This is a genomic window from Pseudoalteromonas byunsanensis, assembly GCF_001854475.1.
GTDB classification, from domain to species: domain Bacteria; phylum Pseudomonadota; class Gammaproteobacteria; order Enterobacterales; family Alteromonadaceae; genus Pseudoalteromonas; species Pseudoalteromonas byunsanensis.
Map to the genome: position 1 here is coordinate 86,043 of NZ_MNAN01000018.1, position 21,556 is coordinate 107,598.

At 42.3% G+C, this 21,556-nt stretch carries 23 protein-coding genes; 5 read left to right on the plus strand and 18 right to left on the minus strand.

The genetic code is table 11. The annotated features are described in order from the left end of the window. Positions 1-21: 21 nt before the first annotated feature. From BIW53_RS02510 to BIW53_RS02540, 7 genes are all read right to left on the minus strand, one after another. The gene (locus BIW53_RS02510) at positions 22-693 is read right to left on the minus strand and encodes a M15 family metallopeptidase (RefSeq protein WP_070990243.1); all 672 of its coding nucleotides are present in this window, start codon (positions 691-693) and stop codon (positions 22-24) included. 9 nt (positions 694-702) lie between these two features. Continuing rightward, positions 703-1,845: a succinyl-diaminopimelate desuccinylase gene (gene dapE, locus BIW53_RS02515; protein WP_070990244.1), complete on the minus strand. Its 1,143-nt coding sequence runs from the start codon at positions 1,843-1,845 to the stop codon at positions 703-705. Then, positions 1,842-2,189: an ArsC family reductase gene (locus BIW53_RS02520; protein ID WP_070990245.1), complete on the minus strand. Its 348-nt coding sequence runs from the start codon at positions 2,187-2,189 to the stop codon at positions 1,842-1,844. The genes dapE and BIW53_RS02520 overlap by 4 nt, the downstream gene beginning before the upstream one ends. A gap of 14 nt (positions 2,190-2,203) precedes the next feature. Next, positions 2,204-2,710: a PTS sugar transporter subunit IIA gene (locus tag BIW53_RS02525; RefSeq protein WP_084228040.1), complete on the minus strand. Its 507-nt coding sequence runs from the start codon at positions 2,708-2,710 to the stop codon at positions 2,204-2,206. After that, complete coding sequence (locus BIW53_RS02530; protein ID WP_070990247.1) at positions 2,710-3,090, minus strand: ACT domain-containing protein; 381 nt, start codon at positions 3,088-3,090, stop codon at positions 2,710-2,712. The genes BIW53_RS02525 and BIW53_RS02530 overlap by 1 nt, the downstream gene beginning before the upstream one ends. Positions 3,091-3,176: 86 nt before the next feature. Next, positions 3,177-5,333, minus strand: coding sequence for a phosphate acetyltransferase (pta, locus tag BIW53_RS02535; RefSeq protein WP_070990248.1), 2,157 nt, complete (start codon positions 5,331-5,333; stop codon positions 3,177-3,179). A 1-nt stretch (position 5,334) separates the two neighbouring features. Next, positions 5,335-6,531: an acetate kinase gene (locus BIW53_RS02540; RefSeq protein WP_070990249.1), complete on the minus strand. Its 1,197-nt coding sequence runs from the start codon at positions 6,529-6,531 to the stop codon at positions 5,335-5,337. 150 nt (positions 6,532-6,681) lie between these two features. Here BIW53_RS02540 and yfbV point away from each other — a divergent pair, with 150 nt between their 5' ends. Beyond that, positions 6,682-7,128, plus strand: a complete 447-nt coding sequence (yfbV, locus tag BIW53_RS02545) for a terminus macrodomain insulation protein YfbV (RefSeq protein ID WP_070990250.1) — start codon at positions 6,682-6,684, stop codon at positions 7,126-7,128. On the opposite strand, the gene rlmA is transcribed toward yfbV, so the two are convergent. From rlmA to BIW53_RS02570, 5 genes are all read right to left on the minus strand, one after another. Beyond that, complete coding sequence (gene rlmA, locus BIW53_RS02550; protein ID WP_070990251.1) at positions 7,125-7,943, minus strand: 23S rRNA (guanine(745)-N(1))-methyltransferase; 819 nt, start codon at positions 7,941-7,943, stop codon at positions 7,125-7,127. The genes yfbV and rlmA overlap by 4 nt on opposite strands. Continuing rightward, entirely contained in the window at positions 7,940-8,554 is a 615-nt protein-coding gene (locus tag BIW53_RS02555; protein WP_245699335.1) for an energy-coupling factor ABC transporter permease, read from the minus strand. Before BIW53_RS02555 ends, rlmA begins: the two co-directional genes overlap by 4 nt. Before the next feature lie 14 nt (positions 8,555-8,568). Beyond that, on the minus strand, positions 8,569-9,378 hold the full coding sequence (xthA, locus tag BIW53_RS02560) for an exodeoxyribonuclease III (RefSeq protein ID WP_070990253.1): 810 nt from the start codon (positions 9,376-9,378) through the stop codon (positions 8,569-8,571). 240 nt (positions 9,379-9,618) lie between these two features. Continuing rightward, positions 9,619-10,755: a hypothetical protein gene (locus tag BIW53_RS02565; protein WP_070990254.1), complete on the minus strand. Its 1,137-nt coding sequence runs from the start codon at positions 10,753-10,755 to the stop codon at positions 9,619-9,621. A 14-nt stretch (positions 10,756-10,769) separates the two neighbouring features. Further along, entirely contained in the window at positions 10,770-11,210 is a 441-nt protein-coding gene (locus tag BIW53_RS02570) for a type 2 periplasmic-binding domain-containing protein (protein ID WP_245699336.1), read from the minus strand. A 439-nt stretch (positions 11,211-11,649) separates the two neighbouring features. Here BIW53_RS02570 and BIW53_RS02575 point away from each other — a divergent pair, with 439 nt between their 5' ends. Further along, complete coding sequence (locus BIW53_RS02575) at positions 11,650-12,084, plus strand: exonuclease III (RefSeq protein ID WP_070990387.1); 435 nt, start codon at positions 11,650-11,652, stop codon at positions 12,082-12,084. Between the two features lie 89 nt (positions 12,085-12,173). Here BIW53_RS02575 and BIW53_RS02580 read toward each other — a convergent pair whose 3' ends face one another. Continuing rightward, positions 12,174-13,463 carry an anti-phage deoxyguanosine triphosphatase gene (locus BIW53_RS02580; protein WP_070990255.1) on the minus strand — a complete coding sequence of 430 codons (1,290 nt, stop codon included), beginning with the start codon at positions 13,461-13,463 and terminating at the stop codon, positions 12,174-12,176. 213 nt (positions 13,464-13,676) lie between these two features. On the opposite strand from BIW53_RS02580, the gene BIW53_RS02585 reads away from it, so the two are divergent. The 3 genes from BIW53_RS02585 to ttcA all read left to right on the plus strand — a co-directional run bounded on the left by BIW53_RS02585 (position 13,677) and on the right by ttcA (position 16,506). After that, a complete protein-coding gene (locus BIW53_RS02585; protein WP_070990256.1) occupies positions 13,677-14,498 on the plus strand; it encodes a glucosaminidase domain-containing protein in 822 nt (273 codons plus the stop codon). Next, a complete protein-coding gene (locus BIW53_RS02590) occupies positions 14,488-15,150 on the plus strand; it encodes a DUF2987 domain-containing protein (RefSeq protein WP_139158765.1) in 663 nt (220 codons plus the stop codon). Before BIW53_RS02585 ends, BIW53_RS02590 begins: the two co-directional genes overlap by 11 nt. A 462-nt stretch (positions 15,151-15,612) precedes the next feature. Then, positions 15,613-16,506, plus strand: a complete 894-nt coding sequence (ttcA, locus tag BIW53_RS02595) for a tRNA 2-thiocytidine(32) synthetase TtcA (protein ID WP_070990258.1) — start codon at positions 15,613-15,615, stop codon at positions 16,504-16,506. A gap of 49 nt (positions 16,507-16,555) precedes the next feature. Here the strand turns inward: ttcA and uspE are convergent, their stop codons facing one another. From uspE to BIW53_RS02620, 5 genes are all read right to left on the minus strand, one after another. Then, a complete protein-coding gene (gene uspE / locus BIW53_RS02600) occupies positions 16,556-17,479 on the minus strand; it encodes a universal stress protein UspE (RefSeq protein WP_070990259.1) in 924 nt (307 codons plus the stop codon). A gap of 101 nt (positions 17,480-17,580) precedes the next feature. After that, a complete protein-coding gene (locus BIW53_RS02605) occupies positions 17,581-18,315 on the minus strand; it encodes an FNR family transcription factor (protein ID WP_070990260.1) in 735 nt (244 codons plus the stop codon). 33 nt (positions 18,316-18,348) lie between these two features. Next, on the minus strand, positions 18,349-19,020 hold the full coding sequence (locus BIW53_RS02610) for a sulfite exporter TauE/SafE family protein (RefSeq protein WP_070990261.1): 672 nt from the start codon (positions 19,018-19,020) through the stop codon (positions 18,349-18,351). Beyond that, complete coding sequence (gene ccoS, locus BIW53_RS02615) at positions 19,007-19,180, minus strand: cbb3-type cytochrome oxidase assembly protein CcoS (protein WP_070990262.1); 174 nt, start codon at positions 19,178-19,180, stop codon at positions 19,007-19,009. The genes BIW53_RS02610 and ccoS overlap by 14 nt, the downstream gene beginning before the upstream one ends. Further along, positions 19,177-21,552, minus strand: coding sequence for a heavy metal translocating P-type ATPase (locus tag BIW53_RS02620; RefSeq protein ID WP_070990263.1), 2,376 nt, complete (start codon positions 21,550-21,552; stop codon positions 19,177-19,179). Before BIW53_RS02620 ends, ccoS begins: the two co-directional genes overlap by 4 nt. Between the last annotated feature and the right edge of the window lie 4 nt (positions 21,553-21,556).

The window sequence follows — 21,556 nt, forward strand, 5'->3', positions numbered from 1 at the left end:
CTGTACTTGGGTATGCAGCGCTCACACTTTAGCTATATTTGTGATAAATCGGTCATTCAAAATATGTAGATTAGCCAAAATCGTTTGCTTCCCCAAGACATCGTGCTGGTTGATTGCATCGGCGATAGCGTCGATACTTTGATGTTGCTCAAGTAATTTTGAGGTAGCGATATGGCTAATATGCCAAGGCTCTTGTGCGACACCACCATTGTATTTCGCATATGGCTTAAAAAAACCAAAATCGGTTAGGTTCTCATCAATCCAAGCGTTAAATTCAGCAAAAGGCCCTCCTGCTTGATACTCCCAAGGCGCAAGTTGAAGAGTGTGCTGCTCGCCAAGGCAATTTTCAGCATAGATGTCTAGGTCACTTCCAAAGTGATGACGACTAGCCCCTGGTAGTGCAGAAAACAACATAATAGCTTTACACTTTTCAATTTCACTTAGTGCCGATAGTTCCACAGGGCAGTTATTAATGTCATTTACAGGGCGGTGCCCAGAAAATTTGGCATTCCAAATCTTCGCTTGCCTTTGAAAGCTGCGAAATGCTGATGCAATTGTTAGGTCAAATCCTGCTTGCTTAGCGGCGCACTCCAAAGCTGTAAGATCAGTTACGATGTCTTCGTGTACTTGTTTACCGTGCCAGTCCGTCAGGTGTATTTCACTGAGCCCACAGGAGATGAGAGATAAATTCATCGACTACCTTTAAGTTAATAACTTCTCAAGAATACGCTCGTAAATCAGCGCTAAATTGTCTAAGTCTTCAATACTCACACATTCGTTTAGCTGATGAATAGTGGCGTTGATAGGACCAAGTTCAATCACTTTACAGCCAGTTTGTGCAATGAAGCGTCCATCAGAGGTTCCCCCAGAGGTTTCAGGTGTACTCGTAACGCCCGTAATTTCTTCGATTGCACTGAGAGTAACATCTAATAATGGGCCAGGCTCAGTAAGGAAAGGTAACCCATTGACAATCCAGTCAAGCTCATAGTCAAGTCCGTGGCTTTTTAAGACTTCAGTCACCTGATGCTTTAGCTCATCAGCGGTGACTTCAGTACTAAAACGAAAATTAAATTGTACATACACGGTGCCAGGGATAACATTTCCTGCACCAGTACCGCCTTGAATATTGGATATTTGGAAGCTGGTAGCAGGGAAGTATTCGTTACCGTGGTCCCATACAGTTTCACTTAGTTGTGTAAGGGCAGGGGTAGCTTTGTGAATTGGGTTGTCTGCGAGGTGAGGGTAGGCAACATGCCCTTGTTTACCTTTGACTTTCAAATGGCCAGTAAGGGAGCCTCTGCGTCCATTCTTAACGACATCTCCTAGCTGGTGCCTTGAAGACGGCTCACCAACGAGGCACATGTCTATTTTTTCATTGCGCGCTTCAAGTAAATCGATGACCCGTGTGGTGCCGTTGATGAAGGGGCCTTCTTCATCAGAAGTAATTAAAAATGATATCGAGCCTTTGTGATCAGGGTGCTTTGTAACGAAACGCTCTGTCGCAACGACCATAGCGGCTAATGAACCTTTCATATCAGCTGCACCGCGTCCGTGGAGCATACCATCATGGATTTGACCATCGAAAGGCGCATAGTGCCAAGCGGATTCATCACCAGTTGGAACAACATCAGTGTGACCTGCGAAACAAAAATGCGGACCACAGTCGCCTTTCCTTGCCCAAGTGTTTAAGGTATCGACGAAGAAATGTTCCTCAATGTTGAACCCTACAGCTGCCAGTCTTCGATTTATCAGTGTTTGGCAACCAGCGTCCTCAGGCGTGACAGAAGGACGCTGGATAAGAGCTTGTGCAAGTTTGATAACATCACTGCTACGGTGTCCACTCATATAGCAAAAATCTCTACGTATTGTTCTTTTTTAAAGCCAAGGTGGTAATTATCATTATGGAGAATAATTGGGCGCTTAATCATAGCCGGAGCATCAAGCAAAATTTGCTTGGCATTTTGTTCATTCAAGTTATTTTTCTGCTCGTCACTAAGTGCTCGGTAGGTGGTACCACGTTTGTTTAGTACATTTTCCCACCCTAGGTGTTCGAAAAATACGTCAATCAGTTCAGGGCTAATACCTTCTTTTCGGTAATCATGGAAGGTAAATTCAATGTGATTATCGGATAGTAATTTTTTTGCTTTTTTGATGGTATCGCAATTAGGAATGCCGTACATGATGGTCATTTCTTAGGGCCTTTCTATGGTTGTTTCTTAGTGATAGTGAGTAAAGGGTCTTGCCCAGCGTTCACTTGTTTTAAAGGATAATAACATGGTCCGAGTTTGTCTGCATTGAGTACGATGAGCGTCCCTAACATTCTTGAATTGGAGCCGGTTAAATCAAAATAGGCGAGTACTTCCCCTTGCGTTACATGCTCCTTACCAAAGGCATTGATTGGCTGGCGTTCCATTGCATTGCAATCAGGTGGGAGTTGAATATGTACTAGTAATTTTAGACCATTGTCAGCAACAATAATGAACTCGCTTCCTTTTCGTTTTATTCTTTCTATGGTGCCAGTAACAGGGGAGCAGACTTTATTGCTACTCATGTCTACGCAGACTCCTCTACCGAGCATACCTTTGGCAAACAGTGGGTCAGGATGAGCCAATAAAGGTAGCACTTTACCTGTAAATGGGCTTGCTAAATGCATTAAAGGGCTATCAATAGTGGTGATTGGCGCATATTCAACTGGAGTAGAAAACTGCATTATAAAACTAGGTATCCGTCTTTTTTGAGCGCTTTAATGGCGGCATCAATTTGTTGTTCTTTGACTAGAATATAATCCGTATCGTAGGTAGATAACGAAAAAATAGATACATGGGCTTTAGCCAGTACTCCTGATATATTCGCCATAATACCAGTCAGTGAAAATCCAAGTGGACCAATTACCTCTAAAGCGCGCCAATTATCTTCTGCTGCAAAGCTATCAATTTTAATGCTGCTAGGGCAAACAATAGATAATTCGTCTTCTGTTTTTGCGATAAAAAATATATTGGCGTTAATTACCTGAGCAGGGATGCTTGCATCACAATCGAGACTGTGAATGGTAAATTTATGGCTGAGCAATTGCAGCGTTTGTTTTGACATGCTCTACCTCTATCCAATAACTTTATCTAGATAGTATAGCCAAGAGTTAAGAAAGAGAACCCTATTAACTCTTGGTACATTTACTATTATTGTTGTTGATCAGCTATTTGCTGAGCTTGAATTGCGGTAAGTGCAATGGTGTAGACAATATCTTCAACAAGTGCACCACGGCTTAAATCATTCACTGGCTTTCTCATCCCTTGTAACATTGGTCCAATACTGATTAAGTCAGCACTTCTTTGTACAGCCTTGTAAGTTGTGTTACCCGTATTGAGATCAGGGAACACAAAAACTGTTGCTTTGCCTGCAACCTTGCTATTTGGCGCTTTTTTCTTCGCGACATTCTCCATAATGGCAGCGTCATATTGCAGTGGGCCGTCAATATCAAGGTCAGGCCTTTTTTGTTGAGCAATTCTAGTCGCCTCACGTACTTTATCTACATCAGCACCATGGCCAGAGGTACCCGTGCTGTAGCTGATCATTGCAACACGTGGCTCGATACCAAATGCGATTGCTGAATCGGCTGACTGAATTGCGATATCAGCCAGTTGTTCAGCTGTGGGATCAGGGTTGATAGCGCAATCACCATATACGAGCACTTGGTCGGGCAGTAACATAAAGAATACAGAACTAACTAAAGATGAACCGGGAGCGGTTTTTATCAATTGCAGTGGTGGGCGAATCGTATTTGCAGTTGTGTGCACTGCTCCTGAAACTAAGCCATCTACCTCGTCTAAGGCTAACATCATGGTGCCTAATACGACATTGTCTTGCAGTTGCTCCTGTGCAACGACTTCTGTCAGGCCTTTTCCCTTGCGCAGCTCAACCATAGGAGCGACATAGTCATTGAGGTGTTCTTGTGGCTCTAGAATTGTTACATTTTCATTGAGCTCTACACCTTGCTGCGCAGCAATACGCTCTATTTCTTCGCGTTCGCCTAATAACACGGTTTTAGCTATACCACGTTCTCCGCAAATTGCTGCAGCTTTAATAGTTCTTGGTTCATTCCCCTCTGGAAGAACAATTGTTTTGTTGGCCTTTCTTGCTAAGTCTGTCAACAGGTAACGGAACGCAGGTGGAGAAAGCTTACGAGTTCGAGCTACTCCTATGGCCAGCTCATCCAGCCAGTCTGAATCTATATGATCGGCATTGTGTTGTTTTACTTTATCAATACGTTGATCATCATCACTGGGCACTTCCATATTAAAATTATGAAGTAGTAGCGATGTGCGCCAAGTATCCGCCGTTGTGGCTAAGATCGGCAGACCAGTTTCCATTGCTTGTTCACATAGTGTCATGATACGCGGCTCTGGTTTAAAGCCCCCGGTGAGTAAAATAGCGCCCAATTTAGTGCCATTCATTGCTGACAAACATGCCGCGACCAATACGTCTGAGCGATCACCCGGAGTTACTAGCAGCGCTCCCGGTGTGAAATGGTTTAGGATATTTGATACTGTTCGCGCACAAAAAGTAACCCGACGCAAACGCCTGTGTTCCATGTCTCCTGCATTAATGATCTCGGCTTTGAGATAATTTGATAAGTCGATAACTCGTGGTGCGACTAAATCAAAATCCCATGGGATGCAGCCCAACAACATGAATGGGTGCTTACGAAAGATGGGTAGAGATGCAAGGCGGTGCGTTTCGTTTTCGAGCTCGTCAGGCTTGTGTTGGTCGACAAGATCAGCTCGTGCGCGGCCTTGCTCATCTAACGGAGCATTCACTTTGTTGAAGATGCAGCCGAGCACACGGTTATGATTTACTGTCCCATAATTTCCTGCCGCGATTTCGAGGCGATCTTCTAGCTGCTCATTACTGTCGTTACCCGGGGTAAGTACAAACACAATATCAGCGCCTAATGTTTGCGCTATTTCTCGGTTGACTCTCCCCGCGTAAGGCTGAAGGCGAGTGGGCACCATGCCTTCAATGATTGCAACTTCGTCATCTTGTATTGAACTTTCAAAACGCTCAACTATTTCCTCAAGTAAATCATCTCCTTTGCCGTCACCTATCATTTGCTCAGCATAACTTAACTCAAAAGGAGTTGGAGGGTTTACCGCAGAGCCTTGACGAACGATCACAGTTGACTTTTCTGGCCCGTGTTCATCTTTACGAGGTTGGGCGATAGGTTTGAAAAAGTTGACCTTCACGGCTTTTTGTTCCAAAGCTCTGACTAAGCCAACGGATACGGAAGTTAAGCCTACGCCCGTTGAAACGGGGATCAGCATAATACGGCGGCCCATACTATTGCTCCTGTGCTATGGTTGCTGCATCAGTAGCAATAACCCATTCTTCATTAGTTGGGATAACAATTGCACAAGGACTATCATTTGTGGTGATAACACCACTTTGGCCAAATCGTGCGGTTAAATTTTTGTCTTGATCAAGGGTTAAGCCTAAGAATCCTAGCTGGGATATCACCTTGTCACGGATAGCATCGGAGTTTTCGCCAATACCGCCTGTGAAAATAAGCGCATCTAGACCGCCAAGAGGCACGACAAACGCGGCAATTTGCTTAGCGAGTCGGTAACAGAAAATATCCAGTGCAAGTTGCGCTTGCTCATGGCCTTGAGCCGCAGCTTCTTCTATGGTTCTGCAATCGTTAGATAATTCACTAATGCCTAATAAACCACTTTGTTTATTTAAAAGTAGGTCTACCTGGGTTGGTGAATACTTTAGTTGATTCACCAAAAATGCAAAGATCCCAGGGTCAATATCACCACTTCGAGTGCCCATCATTAAACCTTCCAAGGGTGTTAGTCCCATACTTGTATCTACAGATTGACCATTTTTGATAGCGGTCACAGAACATCCGTTACCTAGATGTGCACTAATGATACGAGAGTTATCTTTGTTCAGTCCTAAAATATTGTGTGCTTGGGCCGATACATAATAGTGGCTGGTGCCATGAAACCCATAGCGACGAATACCGTGCTCTTTGTATAGAGAATAGGGTAGAGCATACAAGAACGCTTTTGGTTCCATGGTTTGATGGAACGCGGTGTCAAATACAGCGACTTGGGGTAATGAAGCAAACGCTTTTTGGGCAGCTTCTATACCAAGTAGATTGGCAGGGTTATGTAATGGAGCTAACGCGCTGGTTTGTTTGATAGCTTCAATAACCTCTGGTGTAATACTTACAGAGTGAGTAAAGTGTTCTCCACCATGCACTACACGATGTCCCACAGCAATTAAGTGTTTGTCTAAATTAAGTTGCTTAACCAGTTCGACCAAACGAGTAATGGCTATTTGATGAGCATCACCTGGATTGAGGGTGATCGTTTGCTTTTTGCCATCGTACTTGTATTTAATTAGCGGTTGTTGCTCGGCTAAACATTCCGCTAATCCAGAAAGCGCTTCAGAACCAGAGTGAATATCAATAATGGCGAACTTAAGACTTGAACTACCACAGTTTAAAACCAGAACATGGGAAGATGACATAATGACTTTCCGTTTTGACAATAACAGTAAACGCGTATTAAGCTTAAAGCATAGTGGCCAATAAGCGATACGCTAGACAAAGGTATAATTGACTTATTAATGATAATTTTACCCGAATTTTTACTTAAAAGTTAGCACCTAGGAGTGATGATGCAAAATAGTCTTATTACACAAGTGCAGCTTGGACGCCAATATGCAAAGGAGTGGCCCATGCGTAAAGAGCTTGCGCCAATGTTTGCAGAATATAGGGTTATAAGGGCAACGGAATTGTCTTTGACGGTGATGCCGATATTGGCAATCTTTACCGTGTTTTTTCAAACAAGCCAGTTAGGTATGCAGTATTTACCGCAAGCAATAGCGGCGGCACTGTTCTTCCTATCGTTACCCGTGCAAGGCCTGATGTGGCTGGGTAAGCGTTGCGATACTCCGCTGAGCCCATCATTAAATAGTTGGTACAATGAGCTGTATCACAAAATGGTTGCCAATGGGTATGACGCCCCTTCAACACCCAGAAAACCACGATATAGAGAGCTGGCAAAACTGTTGTCTGATATGTTCAACAAAATGGACAAGGCATTTACCAAAGAGCAGTTCTAATTGAAAACTGCCTTTTGTTCATCTTTTTTAAACTCACTGATGTAAAAAGACAGTGTAACAGTGTGTGTTTTAGCGTTGCGTAATGCATCGTAGTGACTGTCTTTAAACTTCCAAGCAAATGGGGTCATTTGTATAAGGTGCTCAAGCACACCAGTACTTATTTGTTGCTGAACTTCCAATAAATTGTGTTCTTTCAATACAAAGCCGTGTGGAGTGTCTACCACATCATGAAGTTGTACGTCGTCATAGATGTGTTGCTTTAGCTCAAATAAGTGTTTTGGTCCCGGACTAACGATGATTAACGTGCCATTGTCATTACACAAGCGATGAAGCTCTTGGGCAAAAATAGGAGCAAAAACACTCAGCAATATGTCTGCACTGTTGTCAGGAAATGGTGCCTGCTTAATTGAAGCAACACTGAAATTTACATTTTTGTATCTCTTGGCTGCATATTTAACAGCGGCTTTTGAGATATCTACACCGTAAACTTGTCCATCAACCGAATCGGCGATGGCATGTGTATAAAATCCTTCACCACAGCCAAGGTCAATGACCGTGTTAGGAGCTAGCTTTAAAAGCTTTTCAACCAGCTTTTCTCTTAAAAATACGTAATGTTCGGTTGCAAAGAATGCTCTTCTGGCTTGTACCATTTGCAGGTTATCGCCTGGTTGCTTGGATTTTTTGTTCTGCACTGGAAGCAGATTGATATAGCCTTCTTTGGCGAAATCAAACTGATGGCGCTTTTGGCAACATAGGCTGTGCTGGGTTTGCTCTAGAGGAGCAGAACACAAAGGGCATCGATACAATAATGTCATTTATTTAAGTATTCCTGATCGTAAAATGTTTTCACCCAGTGAGGTCGATAAGTAATGAGTAGTGTGATTGCCATGCCGTTTAACATGGCCTCTGGAAACCACATAATCACAGCGTAAAACATGTAATTATCGAGTAGTGTGGGCAGATCATACAGACCAAGCAAGTAAAAGTAACCTCCACTGATAAGAATTTTCGCAGCACCAACAAAGCCAGCACACAGAAAAGCGCACACAAAAATGTAAACAAAGAAGTGTCTGGGCAAAAACTGATAACACAATAGGTAAAGACCATAGCTTAGGAAGATGGGAATAAATGCGCTAAACAGTAAAAATTCTGCCAATTGATCAGCTGATAAGTCAGTAAAATATAGAAGTAGCAGACTTGCAATTAGCGAACATAAAGAAGCTAAGCGCCAACCCATAATTAATGTGACTGCGGTTATGCCAAGAATATGAATGTTAAGATGTTCTAAAATTCCCGCTTGGATTTGCCAGAAAAGCGCTAAGCATAATGCACTGGCAAATACGCCTGTTTGTCGCGCAGGGCGTGCCAGCAAGGCTCTATAGGTTTGTTTGTTGAGCGTAGCGGCAAACACTGCCGCTGTGAACATGCTTAGCAACATGCTTAAATCTCAAATGTGGCCCAAATAGGAGCATGATCAGAAGGTTTATCAATACCACGCAGCTCATAATCGATATCGCTTTCAACGCAATTGGCCATCAGTGACTCAGTCGCTAGGATCACATCAATACGTAGCCCTCGATTGTCATCAAATCCACGAGAGCGATAGTCGAACCATGAGTATTGTTGTGTATCTTGTGGTTTTAGTTCCCTAAATGTATCTTTTAAGCCCCACGACATTAGAGTGTCTAACCATTGGCGCTCTTCAGGCTGAAATGAACATTTACCTGTTTTCAACCAGCGCTTACGGTTGGCTTCTCCAATTCCGATGTCTAGGTCAGTGGGTGAAATATTGATATCTCCCATTACAACAATTGCTTGTTCTTTATCATAGTGAGCGTTGAGGTGGGTCATAAGGTCGGCGTAGAACTGGCGTTTATAAGGGAATTTAACCTCATGGCTAATGTTATCGCCTTGTGGGAAGTAGCCATTCATAACAGTTACTTCTTTACCTGAATCGCTTTCAAAAGTGCCAATGATCATGCGTTTTTGTGACTCTTCGGTATCAGTTGCAAAACCTTTTTGCATATTTTTGGCTGGCATTTTAGACAACAACGCAACGCCATAATGTGCTTTTTGGCCGTGAAAGTATACGTGGTAGCCCATTGCTTTAACTTCATCTAATGGAAAAGCTTCATCGTGGACTTTGATTTCTTGTAAACCGATGATGTCTGGTTGATGTTTATCGATCACGGCTTGCAGTTGGTGGATTCTAGCGCGAAGTCCATTGATATTAAACGAGATGATTTTCATGTTATTTTAGTAACCTTATTTTCACTATGCTGTGGCTGTCTTTACCGCCATAGAAAATGCAATGTTAAGCACAGAGTTGGGTAATTGACAGCGAAGAATCAACGTTTAAATGATATCACTCATTGTCAATGAGCTAAACGATTCATATAGCAGAAAATGCATCTACATAGAGAAGAGAAATGTTGCAGTTACTGATGTCCTTGGTACCTGCACAACAGGTACCAAGGGTAGACTCAAAATTTAGAATACAAAATCAACGCCCATGCTAATCGCACGTGCATCACCATGATAGGCCCAACCGCTTGGTGCGTGGCCTTGATCTACAAACTTGTCATACTGAATTTTAAACGCTGCGGTAGGTAAGAAGTTGTAGCGTAAACCATAACTTAATACATAGTGCTCTTCTAAGTCTTCAGTAGGAACTTTAGTGCGTTCATGATCCGCCTTTGAGTAGGATATGTAAGGCTGATAGTCATCCCAGTTGTATACGAGTGATACAAGATAGGTTGGAAACTCTGTTCCTAACGCATCATCATACTCAACAAAGTTCCAATCAAATAGTAAAGTGAATTTATCAAGAGACACGTTACCGCCTAAGCCTACAAACGTCTGCGAGAAAGGTGTATAGGGGTCAATGCTACCATCTTGCTGAATGGTTTCTCTATCACGGTCATTTTGGAAATAAACAAAGCGTAGATCGAAGTTGTCTCCCGAGATATTCCAGTTCATACCAGCAATATCCGTCCAATATTCATTAACCGTGCGGGCACTACCTCCATATAACTTGTCGTAATAGAGCATTTCAACATTGTCGTCAGAGTATTCATTACCATAAAAGAAAGTTAAGGTATTTGAATAACCACCCATTTCGAAGTCATACATGGCATGCACACCATTAAACTGAGTAACTTGCCACCAATACAGGTTTGAAGGTGGTCTCATCCATGGATAAGCATAACCAACTTCCGAAAACTCAGAAAAGTAATACATAGGAATATTACGACGACCCGCCATAAGTGTGAGGTTTTCAGTCGCTTTGTAGGTTAGATAGTACCAATCAAATTCGGGTTCAAAATCGTCGACGCCCTTGGCTACGAGTTGCGCTGTCACAGAAAAGTTTTCTGCTAGATCCATAACCGCTTGAACTGCAAAGATAGACTCGGCTTTGATGGTTATGTCGTTATCATACTGACCAACATCGTAGAAATCTGCAGTGAGTATTTCATCTCGTGTTTGCCCTGGGTTTAGCGGATCGTTTACCGTTCCTAACGTCTTACCCGCAATAATTGAGCCATAGCCACTGATACGCATGTCGGCTAGCACCGATGATGATATCAGCATTGTCATGCCTGAAGTAACAGCCAATAAAGTTTTCATATGCTTACTCCTACTTAAAATGTTGCGACAACTTTGACTGCGTCGGTTGCTGCGCTAGCGTCGATATAGCCGATTGCATCTGGGTTTGAAGACACTGCGGCTATCACATCATTGTTGGAGTCCATTTCTTGAGGAGGGGTCCCTTTACCCGTGAACAAAATTTTTGACCAGTAAGCTTTTACTTGGCTACTTGATTTACCAATGACCTTGGTATTGAACTCATCGCTAGCAGGGTCACTTGAGCTGGCACTTATCAAGATAGCGGAGCGACCGTTGGAAAAAGACTTGGTTTTACCAAGGAAGATTTTTTTGATGGTTTCCTGATCGAACGTCGAGGCGTTACTCGGGTGAACGATGATGGATACCTCAGCGGTTGCTTTGGACAAATAAAAAAAGCTGAGCGTGGATACAGCAAGAACAACTTTCCACGTCATATTTTTAGTGGACAGTAACATAGTGCGTTCCTTATGTGATTTGCAAAGAGTTGATAGCAATTTTTCTGCTATTACAAATTAAAAATAGCTGTCGTTCAGGGCAATGCAAGTATTTGTAGCTAAAAAGTAAATCCTAAAGGGTTGTCCCTAGAATAATTTGAAGCGCGGTAATTTAAACAATGACATGTGTACAAAACATGCGTACCTAAAAAGGATTAACATTGCGAAATTCCGTATCGATATGCAATAAAGGTACAAATTAGTGATGAAAACCAGCGGTGGTTAAAGGTTAATAGTTAGGCAAAGCTTGTAAAATTATGAACAGTTGTTAGCGTGACTAGTGGAACGTTTTGCTTAGATGTAAATAGTCTATTAAATGAGCAAAAAAGGAATCAAATATCATTTACAAGATAATTATTGGCTATATAATGCGCGCAAATTCGTTCATATTGGGTATATTATGTTTAAGTCATTATCACTAGTTGTTGCACTTTCTACTATTACATCTGTGTCTGCACAGGTTGAATATTCAGCAGCCAATGCATCACCAGAATCAAAGGTTTGTGTGATTGCAGCCCAACAAGGACTTAGTGCCGCACGTACGGAAGCACAAAAATACGGTATCAATATCTCACGTTTTTCAAAAACACTAGAGTGTAACGGTGAAGATATTCGCGACATCGCAAAACAAGCAGGCTTTGTTGAAGCACAAACACAAGACAAAGCAGTAGCACTCGTTGCAAAAACGGCTTCAGCAGAAACTGAACTTTGTATTAAGGCGGCCAAAGATGGCGTTGCTAGCATTGCAGTTCATGGTCACAAGGCACGCAGCCTGCGTTGTAACAACTTGCCAGTAAAAGAGTTTGTGAAGCAGTACGGTAAAGTAGCTATCTAACTCTTACATGCACAAAGTGTTGGCAAATGACAGGTAATTCACCTGACGTTGCACAAAATACGAAACGCCAGGTGATCACCTGGCGTTTTTTATTCGCTGGCAAAAAGTCGTTTGTGGGTTCTTCGCGCATACTCATCTGTCATACCGCTCAAGTAATCGGCTAATACTCTCATTTGTTCGCTGGTAGTGTTCGCAGTTTGAAATTGTTCTTGGGTGGTGTAGGGCAATAAGCGCATTGGATCGCTGGCAAGTGCACGAAATAAGTCAATGAGAAGATTTTGTCCGCTAAACTCTATTTGTTGCATTTTCGGTTCCCTGATCAGCCGTTCGAAGACAAATACTTTCAGGATACTAAGAATATCTGCAAACTCACTGTCCAAGGTTACATTATATCTAAGAAGTGGTGATTCAAAGTCAGGATTTTGAACGCTCAATGCACTGTTTACGATAAATAAGTTCACCAGCTCGCCAATAGCATCTTTGCGATAGGCTTCGTCTCTAGAAAACAGTCGTTGTGTTAATCGTGTTAAGTTTTGTTTCAGCCAAGGTGAACAAAGGGCTTTAAGTTTTGGCTCTGCGTAAAGTGTCCAGTCGGCTAAGGTTAGCGTATCGGTCGCAATCGCATCTTCTAGGTCGTGCACGGCATAAGCAATATCATCCGCCAGTTCCATAATTGCGCAGTCTAATGATTTGAATTGCGTTTTACAGCGATATTGATCGATAACTTGATGCTGCTGTAATAATGCTTTGTCTGAATCTGTAAATGGTTCTATGATCCAATTGAATACATCGCTGTCACATTGGTATATCCCTTTTGCGGGTAGCCAATCATTAGCTTTAATGAAGCGTTGACTGGGGTCGTGACTAGGTTTGTTGAACCACAACTGATCAATGATCGCAGGATATTTAACAAATCCTAGCAAAGTCCGGCGTGTCAGATTCATGCCATACCCTTTGCTGTATGGCTCCAGCTTAGATACAATTCTCAGAGTTTGCGCATTCCCCTCAAAACCACCATAGTCTTTCATCAGATAGTTCAGAGCGGTTTCTCCACCGTGGCCAAAGGGAGGGTGACCAATATCATGCGCGAGACACAGAGTCTCTATCAAGCTGGTTGATGGAAAGTGTTCAAACTCACAGTTGGCAATTTTTAGATGTCGTAATAGCCCGCTGCCAATTTGCGAAACCTCCAAAGAGTGAGTCAGGCGTGTTCGATAAAAGTCATTTACCCCTATGCTCATGATTTGTGTTTTTGCTTGCAGGCGTCTAAAAGCGGCGGCATGAATAATTCTTGACCGGTCCACTTGCCAAGGTGAGCGATTATCGTTAGGGCGATGTTTATGTTGCTCTGATAATCTTTGCTGCCAAACTGTTTGCATGGTTGCTCCGTACAATAAATAGACCAGTGCTATACTTAAAGTCGATAAGCGAACGGTAATTCGCGTTTAATTGTTACTTTAAGTATAATGCGGGGTCAATTTATACGTAAAAAATAAAGAGTTGTGTGCTTGTATAGCGATACTAGCAAGCTAGTTCTAAAACTTACAGTCTAACAAATGGAAATGACTGGCACACTAACACAGAGGAAAGACATGCAAGTCAGAGTAATTCAAATAGTAATATTTTTAGTGTCGGTTTGGGCATTGAGCTATCCGTTTTTGTATGAAACAACATCGTCACTGACCTCAGCACAGAGAGTTCAACCTAAAAAGCCGCGTGCTCCTAAGATTGTGGAAAAGCCTTTACATAATGTTCAGTTGCCTGATTTTGGCAGTATCACAGACGTAAAAGAGAAAAAGCAGCGCTTTTTTGATTTTATAAAACCTCATGTTATTGCCGAAAATACGAAAATTAATCAGCAACGGGCAAGCTTAGAGATAGCACTAATGATGTTACAAATGGGGGAAGCGTTGACTGAGGCGCAAACCAAAAAACTCAAGAATATTTTCACCTACTATCGTTTAGATGACGAGCTGTTTTCAGTAGCAAGCGTTCAAAAAGCACTAAAGCATGTTGATATTATTCCAAGAGAATTGGCACTGATGCAAGCGGCTAACGAATCGGCTTGGGGGACGTCTCGATTTGCAAGAATAGGTTTAAACTTTTTTGGGCAGTGGTGTTACAAGAAAGGTTGTGGCATGGTACCAAGACACCGAGACAACGAAGCTGCGCATGAAGTAGCTGCGTTTCAATCGGTGCGTGCGGCTGTGCAATCTTACTTTAGAAACATCAACACCCATGATGCCTATCGTCAATTACGTGAAAAGCGCGCCGAGCTTAGAGCAAGTAAATTGCCTATTGAAGCGACCTTATTGACACAGGGACTAATAGCTTACTCAGAGCGTGGTGATGCTTATGTTGAAGAGCTTAATGATATGATCCGCCATAACAAGGACTATTTTGATGAGAAATAGTTGCTTTTTATTACTATCTCTACTGGCCTTTGTCGGTAGCGCTGCAAATGCAAAGGAATTTGTGGTGTCTTACGATGGCTTTTATGATCGCTTAAAAGTCATCGAAAAAGGTAATTTCGAGTTTGCTCGTGTTAACTTTTATATAGTAGATATAGCGACGCTTGAGCCTTGCAAAGTCAAAAAGGGTGAGATCGTGACTGAGAATTCATCATCGCCACTTACCTATACGAGTCAGGCTCAGCTGCTGTTGCCGTACGATAAACAGCTTGATAAAGATAAAGCGGTTGTTGTTATCGAACCTGAAAACCCAAATCATGACTGCCAATTAAAGTTTCAAATAGAAGCAGAACATTTTAGTGCACAGAACTTGAATAAAGCCGATATCTACCAGCTTAATACTGAGTTTGAAGAATTACTCTCTGACTTATCAGGCTTTTTTGTTAGTAAATTGATGGGCTTTTTACTGCCAGAACAAAAGGGTGTTAAAATCACATTCTCGCATCCCATTACCTTTGACGATGAGCAAGTCCAATGTGCTCAAATGAACTGTACCTTTGAGGTGAGTAAAGCGTGGCAAGACAATACCCAAATGCTTAATTCTCCTAATGCGAATATCAACATAGAGCAAGTAACGCCTTGGATTAGTAAATAGCAATAGAATTCAGCACTGGTTCACATGCGCTGAGCCAGTGTCTACCAATAGCACCAAAATCCCATTAACCACTTCAAGACAAGCCTCTTTTTGCTAAGCCAAAGGTAGGCTGAAAATGGTCAGAGTAATTTAGCCAGAGATTATTGGATTATTTTTAGAATAAGCACCCGAATCCGTACAGATTAAGGTGAACAGGGACTTAGAAGAGTAACGCCTAGGATATATGTTAGCCCAGCGTGCCACTGGCGAATATGCATCAATTGATTTACTTGCTGCGTTCTGCTGCGTTCGTTAATACCACACTACGCGGTAAAGCAAACTCAACATTTTTTAAGATTATGGCAATTTCTCTGGGATAAGAGAGAGATTAAGCTAGTTCGTTACGCAAAAAATCCGTATAATTGCCGCCCTTGAATTTCCATTGCAAATTTAGTCAGAGCCACTGGCTATGTGGGTAGGTAAATGAGTCAGACAGATACGCGAAAAGAAGTTTTTGAATTTAATAAGCTGCAAAAACGACTGAGAAGAAACGTTGGTAACGCCATTACAGATTACGGCATGATTGAAGATAATGATGTTGTTATGGCTTGTATCAGTGGTGGTAAAGACTCCTTCGCGATGCTGGATATTCTATTACAGTTACAAAAGGTCGCTCCTATATCGTTTGAGGTCGTGGCAGTCAACTTAGATCAAAAGCAGCCTGGATTTCCTGAGCATATCTTACCTGAGTACTTCGAGTCGTTGAATATTCCGTATTACATTGTTGATAAGGATACCTACTCAGTAGTAAAACAGAAGATACCTGAGGGTAAGACGACCTGTGGTTTGTGTTCACGCTTGCGCCGCGGCACTTTATATTCATTTGCTGAAAAAATTGGCGCAACTAAAATTGCACTAGGCCACCATATGGACGATATGGTTGAAACGTTATTTTTGAACATGTTCCATGGTGCGCGACTTAAAGGGATGCCACCTAAATTACGTTCAGATGATGGGCGAAATGTGGTGATACGTCCATTAACTTATTGTCGCGAAAATGATTTGATCAATTATGCGGAACATAGAGAATTTCCTATCATACCGTGTAACTTGTGTGGCTCACAGGAAAACTTACAACGTCAAAATATCAAATCTATGTTAGTTGAGTGGGATAAGAAAACCCCAGGGCGTGTAGAGAACATCTTCAAAGCGATGCAAAACGTAAGCCCAAGTCAATTAGCAGACAAAGAATTGTTTGATTTTGAAAACCTGCCTTTGGACAGAAGTGAAGAGCGCCAGGAGTATGGGTTTTCAGAAGCTGTGGTCTCATCAACCAACATTGACGAGTCACTGTTTATTGATGTCACCAATATCTAATGAGCATTAGATAAAAAGCCCCTCATTTGAGGGGCTTTTTATTACATAATTAATCTTCTAGTGGGCTTTTGTAACCGTCCGGTTTTAGTGCTAGTACATCGCAATCAAGGCTGTCTATAACGTGCTCTGCAGTGTTACCGATGAGTGCTGCACTAAGCCCAGTACGTCCAACCGTGCCAATAACGACCAGTTCCGACTTTTTATCTTTTGCAACCATAGGTATCACGTCCTCTGGTAAACCTTCCCGAACGATGCAATCACTTTGGGCAATGGAGAAAGATGCGCCGAGCGCAAAGGTTTCTTCTTCGTGATGCTTTTTGACCGCTTCATTATACTGCGTTGGATTAAATTCAGGGATCTCAATGGCAATGTTAACCGGTGTAGCAGGGTAGGTATTCACCAGAGAGAGCTTCGCGTTAGCAAGCTGACAGATAAATTGTGCATCATTAATGATACGGCGGTTAAGCTCTAGATGTTGCTCGTTGTCACTCACAGCATTAACTGCAGCAAGAATATGACCGTGAGCTGGCCAGTCCTGATCTTTAACTAGTAAAACAGGTGCAGGACACTTACGGATCAGATGCCAATCTGTGGGCGTAAAGATAACTGATTTTAGGGTGTCATGTTGGTGTGTGCCTTTAACAACGAGATCATAGTTGTCTTTGATAACTGTTTTAATAATGGCTTCATAGGGGCGATTGTGCCAAAGAACTTGGCTATGAATGTTGATCCCTTGAACATTTTTTAATATCTCGTCTATCCATGCCTCTCTGTCTTTTACAACAGCATCACGCATAGCTTCACGTTCGTCCTTCGACAGCATGGTGGTCATTTCATATGAAAAATCATAGATAGATAAGAACGCGGTTACTTCTGCGCCTGTTTTCTTGGCAAGCGTAATGGCGCGCTGTAAGCTGTCTTGTTGCGCTTTGGTAGGGTCTATAACGGCTAAAATGCGTTTAATTTTGTCCATCGCAAATTCCTTAACGTGCTTTGTTAGCTAAATCAGTTAACTTTAAGTGTAACTGATTTAGCGCAAGGTTAAAGAATTTACCAGTAATTCGTTGCTTTAGATCAAATTGCAATGGCAGCAGTTCGTGCCAGTTCAGGAATATCTAAAATGGTAATAAATTTACCCTCTACCTTAATTATTTCTGACTTTTGGAAGCGACTCAGTAGGCGACTGATAGTCTCTACCGTTAATCCCAAATAGTTACCTATCTCACCTCTGGTCATAGTAAAGCGAAACTCTTTACGAGAAAAACCACGCTCACCAAAGCGATTTGAAAGGTTAAAAATAAATGTCGCCAGACGCTCTTCAGCAGTTTTTTTATTCAGCAGTAATAACATCTCTTGATCGTAGTTAATTTCACTGCTCATGAGGCGCATTATTTGCTGGCGCAACTTAGGAAGTTTACCTGCAAGTTCGTCCAATGTGTCAAACGGTATTTCACATACCATCGAGGTTTCGAGCGCTTGTGCAAAGCTTTGATGCTGCATTTTGTTAATAGCATCAAAACCAACCAAGTCACCAGCTAAATGAAACCCCGTGATTTGTTCATCACCTTGCTCAGATAGGGTATACGACTTAAATGACCCCGAACGAACTGCAAAAATAGAATTCAGTGGAGAACCAGACTCAAACAAGTAGTCGCCTTTGTGCAACGGCTTTTTGCGCTCGATGATTTCATCAAGCTTGTCCATTTCATTCCCATTTAGGGTGAATGGTAAACACAACTGGCTGATACTACAGTTATTGCAGCTTATCGTGCATTGGCTTTTTGCACGATTTTGATTGTTTAAATCCATAACACATCCATTCTCTAAGACTTCTTACCTAGGTTAATGTACTAATCTATCGGTTGCAATGATTAGTAGATAAATACCATACCAAATGAAAATACTGCCAAGTCCGACTCTGACCAGAGTATGGTTCAAAAATCGACTCAGTTGCTGAGCCGATTGACCCACAGCGAGCATTGCGGGCAATGTTCCCAACGCAAAACTTAACATAATTAATGCACCGTAGCTTGCAGAGTCAGCTTGAAGTGTCCAAGTGAGCGCTGAATACACAAGTCCACAGGGCAGCCATCCCCATAACATGCCATATGCAAAAACCCGAGAGTAGCTTGTTACAGGCAATAAAAACTTATTCAATTTGACTAAATGTTGCCATATCACAGTTTTTGCACCTGCCTCTAGCCACTTCAAAGTGCTGGCAAGGCGCATGACGTAAATACCGACGAGCAACATAAAAATGCCGCTAAGCATCTTTAGGCTCAGCGCAAAAGCGGTATTTTGTTTTGCAAAGGAACTACCCAATGCGGCTACCAAGGTTCCTGCAAGCATATAGCTTGAAATTCGGCCCATATTGTACAGCAGACTTACCCACCATGTATTTAGCGTCGAGGAAGCTAACTGTAAACTAGATGCGATACCGCCACACATTACAAGACAATGTCCACTGCCAATCAAACCCATGATGAATGCACTTAATAAACTAATCTCGTTCATTGGCGTTTTTATGCTGCTCTTTGTCGTCTTCGAATAATATGCTGTGACCCTGTTTTTCTAAATCAGAAAACTGTTCGCTTCTGACTGCCCAAAAAAAGATCCCTATGGCGATAATCACGAAGAGAATAGCAATTGGGATTAACACATAAATAATACTCATATCTTTAACAACCTAAGTGAATTACATATCACTATTATAGAACTTGCTGACATACCTATAACAGCAGCCCACGGTGGTACCATTCCAAGGGCTGCCAATGGTAAGATTGAGGCGTTATAAAGCAATGAAATCGTTAAGTTTTGCTTAACAACTCGACGCGTTTGTTTGGCAACACATTGTAGCTGAATGATGGCGTTTAGATTACTCTTAAGTAACACGACATCGGCAACATTTTTTGAAATATCAGCACCGGTTTCCATGGCAATCGATAGATGCGCACTGTTAAACACAGGGCTGTCATTTACGCCATCACCTACCATCGCAACTACTTCACCTTGGGCTGACCACGACTCAACAGCATCGAGTTTGTCTTGTGGTGAGCAATTACTATGTTGCGAATCAAGTCCGAGCTGTTGAGCGAGTTCTACGCCGGCGTTACTGCTATCTCCAGTCAGCATATGACAGGTCAAGCCATTGCTTTGCAGAGTTTTAATAACAGCGTGAGCGTTGTCGCGTACTTTGTCATTGAGTTGAAACTCAGCAACCGCTTTTTTATTGATAAATAGAGTCGCTTGTGACGACCCCTTTGGTGCACCAAACCAGTCGCTTTTGCCGATGGCAATCTCATCATTTTGCAACCTAGCACTGATCCCAATGCCTGGGTGCACGATGACATCTTGTAAGTCGTGATGAATACTAAGGTGTGGTGTAAATGCATCTGCGATAGGGTGCTCTGAATAGCGCTCTAAGCTAGCAGCCAGCGATAAAACCTCTTGTTCTGTGTGCTGATTATCAAGAATGTTTACCTGTAAAATAGAGAATCGTCCCTCAGTCAAGGTACCTGTTTTATCAAATGCAATGCGGGTGAGTTTGGTCAATGTTTCCAGTACATGACCTTCTTTTATTAGCACACCTTGTTTGGTTAAGTTGGCTACTGCGCACGTCAAAGCAGTGGGTATTGCCAAACTGAGCGCACAAGGGCAGGTTGCAACTAAAACAGATATAGTTACCCAAAAGGCTTGCTCGGGAGAAACAGAATACCAACCAAGGGCTGTCAAAGAGGCAAATATCAGCAAGCAAGCAATAAACCATTGAGCGACTTTATCTGTGATCTCAACTAACTTGGGGCGCTTACTTAATGCTGAGTGTTGTAAGCGAATGATTTGATTGAGCAGCGTGTTCTGACCAATTTTATTAATCTCAATGGATATCACACCATCATGATTGACGGTACCTGCAAATACCTGATGACCCTGATATTTGTTCACTGGTAAATGTTCACCCGTCATCATAGACTCATCTACACTCGTCTTACCTTGCAAAATAAGGCCGTCGGCAGGAATGGTTTCGCCAGGTTTAACTAAAATTTTGTCTGCTAGTTTTAGGTTTTTGGCAGCAATGATTTGTTCTTCATCACTATCAATCATCTTACGTGCTGTTAATGGTAATAACTTCTGCAAGTTAGCTGTAAATTCACTGGCTTTAAGGCGAGCTCTAAATTCCAGATACTTTCCTAATAGCAGTAAGAATGTGAACATACAGATGGATTCAAAATATACTTCGCCCACTTCCATAATTGTAGCGTAGCAACTGGCACCATAGGCGCCAAAGATTGCCAGAGAAACTGGCAAGTCCATATTTAGCTGCTTGGCTTTTAGCCCTTTAATGGCATTGGTTAAGAAAGGGAGTGCAGAATAAAGGATCACAGGAGACGCAAGAACTAGACTTATCCAACGAAAGTACTGTTCAAAGTCTTCTTCCATGCCAGAAAACATGCCAAAGTACATGGCAAAAGCAAACATCATGACCTGCATTGTCATGATACCTGCTACACCTAAACGACGGATATAAGCCTTGGCAACAGCTTGCTTTTGGGTGGCTTCATCATCGGCCTGAAATGGATAAGCTTTATAGCCTATTTGCAGCAAAGATTGGATGATGTCGCTTAGCAATACTTGCTCGGCATTCCACAAAATCATGGCACGATGAGTTGACGTGTTTACATCCACACGTACCACACCTGTTAGTGCCAATAATTGCTTTTCTATTAGCCAAGCGCAGGCGGCACAGCTGATGCCCTCAACACTGAGTAATACCTCGCTTAGATCCCCACTGTGGGTTACAAAGTCTTGTTGTACATCTTGGTTATCATAACTTTTAATAAGACTAAGCTGCTCAGGAACTAGCTCATCGATTTTGCCAGCAGTTTTGGTTCTAAACTTGTAATAATCGCTCATTCCCTGACTGAGGATTGTTTGTGCGACAGTTTGGCAACCAATACAGCAAACGGGTTGAGCTTGATTTTGATAAACCACTTCACCGGTGTAACCATGCGGAATGGGTTCAAGACAATGAAAACAAGCTTGTGCCATGTTA

What these genes read in the sequence shown, in the direction of transcription:
- BIW53_RS02510 (WP_070990243.1), bottom strand. Translation starts at nt 693, where the DNA reads ATGAATTTATCTCTCATCTCCTGTGGGCTCAGTGAAATACACCTGACG.
- dapE (WP_070990244.1), bottom strand. Translation starts at nt 1,845, where the DNA reads ATGAGTGGACACCGTAGCAGTGATGTTATCAAACTTGCACAAGCTCTT.
- BIW53_RS02520 (WP_070990245.1), bottom strand. Translation starts at nt 2,189, where the DNA reads ATGACCATCATGTACGGCATTCCTAATTGCGATACCATCAAAAAAGCA.
- BIW53_RS02525 (WP_084228040.1), bottom strand. Translation starts at nt 2,710, where the DNA reads ATGCAGTTTTCTACTCCAGTTGAATATGCGCCAATCACCACTATTGAT.
- BIW53_RS02530 (WP_070990247.1), bottom strand. Translation starts at nt 3,090, where the DNA reads ATGTCAAAACAAACGCTGCAATTGCTCAGCCATAAATTTACCATTCAC.
- pta (WP_070990248.1), bottom strand. Translation starts at nt 5,333, where the DNA reads ATGGGCCGCCGTATTATGCTGATCCCCGTTTCAACGGGCGTAGGCTTA.
- BIW53_RS02540 (WP_070990249.1), bottom strand. Translation starts at nt 6,531, where the DNA reads ATGTCATCTTCCCATGTTCTGGTTTTAAACTGTGGTAGTTCAAGTCTT.
- yfbV (WP_070990250.1), top strand. Translation starts at nt 6,682, where the DNA reads ATGCAAAATAGTCTTATTACACAAGTGCAGCTTGGACGCCAATATGCA.
- rlmA (WP_070990251.1), bottom strand. Translation starts at nt 7,943, where the DNA reads ATGACATTATTGTATCGATGCCCTTTGTGTTCTGCTCCTCTAGAGCAA.
- BIW53_RS02555 (WP_245699335.1), bottom strand. Translation starts at nt 8,554, where the DNA reads ATGTTCACAGCGGCAGTGTTTGCCGCTACGCTCAACAAACAAACCTAT.
- xthA (WP_070990253.1), bottom strand. Translation starts at nt 9,378, where the DNA reads ATGAAAATCATCTCGTTTAATATCAATGGACTTCGCGCTAGAATCCAC.
- BIW53_RS02565 (WP_070990254.1), bottom strand. Translation starts at nt 10,755, where the DNA reads ATGAAAACTTTATTGGCTGTTACTTCAGGCATGACAATGCTGATATCA.
- BIW53_RS02570 (WP_245699336.1), bottom strand. Translation starts at nt 11,210, where the DNA reads ATGTTACTGTCCACTAAAAATATGACGTGGAAAGTTGTTCTTGCTGTA.
- BIW53_RS02575 (WP_070990387.1), top strand. Translation starts at nt 11,650, where the DNA reads ATGTTTAAGTCATTATCACTAGTTGTTGCACTTTCTACTATTACATCT.
- BIW53_RS02580 (WP_070990255.1), bottom strand. Translation starts at nt 13,463, where the DNA reads ATGCAAACAGTTTGGCAGCAAAGATTATCAGAGCAACATAAACATCGC.
- BIW53_RS02585 (WP_070990256.1), top strand. Translation starts at nt 13,677, where the DNA reads ATGCAAGTCAGAGTAATTCAAATAGTAATATTTTTAGTGTCGGTTTGG.
- BIW53_RS02590 (WP_139158765.1), top strand. Translation starts at nt 14,488, where the DNA reads ATGAGAAATAGTTGCTTTTTATTACTATCTCTACTGGCCTTTGTCGGT.
- ttcA (WP_070990258.1), top strand. Translation starts at nt 15,613, where the DNA reads ATGAGTCAGACAGATACGCGAAAAGAAGTTTTTGAATTTAATAAGCTG.
- uspE (WP_070990259.1), bottom strand. Translation starts at nt 17,479, where the DNA reads ATGGACAAAATTAAACGCATTTTAGCCGTTATAGACCCTACCAAAGCG.
- BIW53_RS02605 (WP_070990260.1), bottom strand. Translation starts at nt 18,315, where the DNA reads ATGGATTTAAACAATCAAAATCGTGCAAAAAGCCAATGCACGATAAGC.
- BIW53_RS02610 (WP_070990261.1), bottom strand. Translation starts at nt 19,020, where the DNA reads ATGAACGAGATTAGTTTATTAAGTGCATTCATCATGGGTTTGATTGGC.
- ccoS (WP_070990262.1), bottom strand. Translation starts at nt 19,180, where the DNA reads ATGAGTATTATTTATGTGTTAATCCCAATTGCTATTCTCTTCGTGATT.
- BIW53_RS02620 (WP_070990263.1), bottom strand. Translation starts at nt 21,552, where the DNA reads ATGGCACAAGCTTGTTTTCATTGTCTTGAACCCATTCCGCATGGTTAC.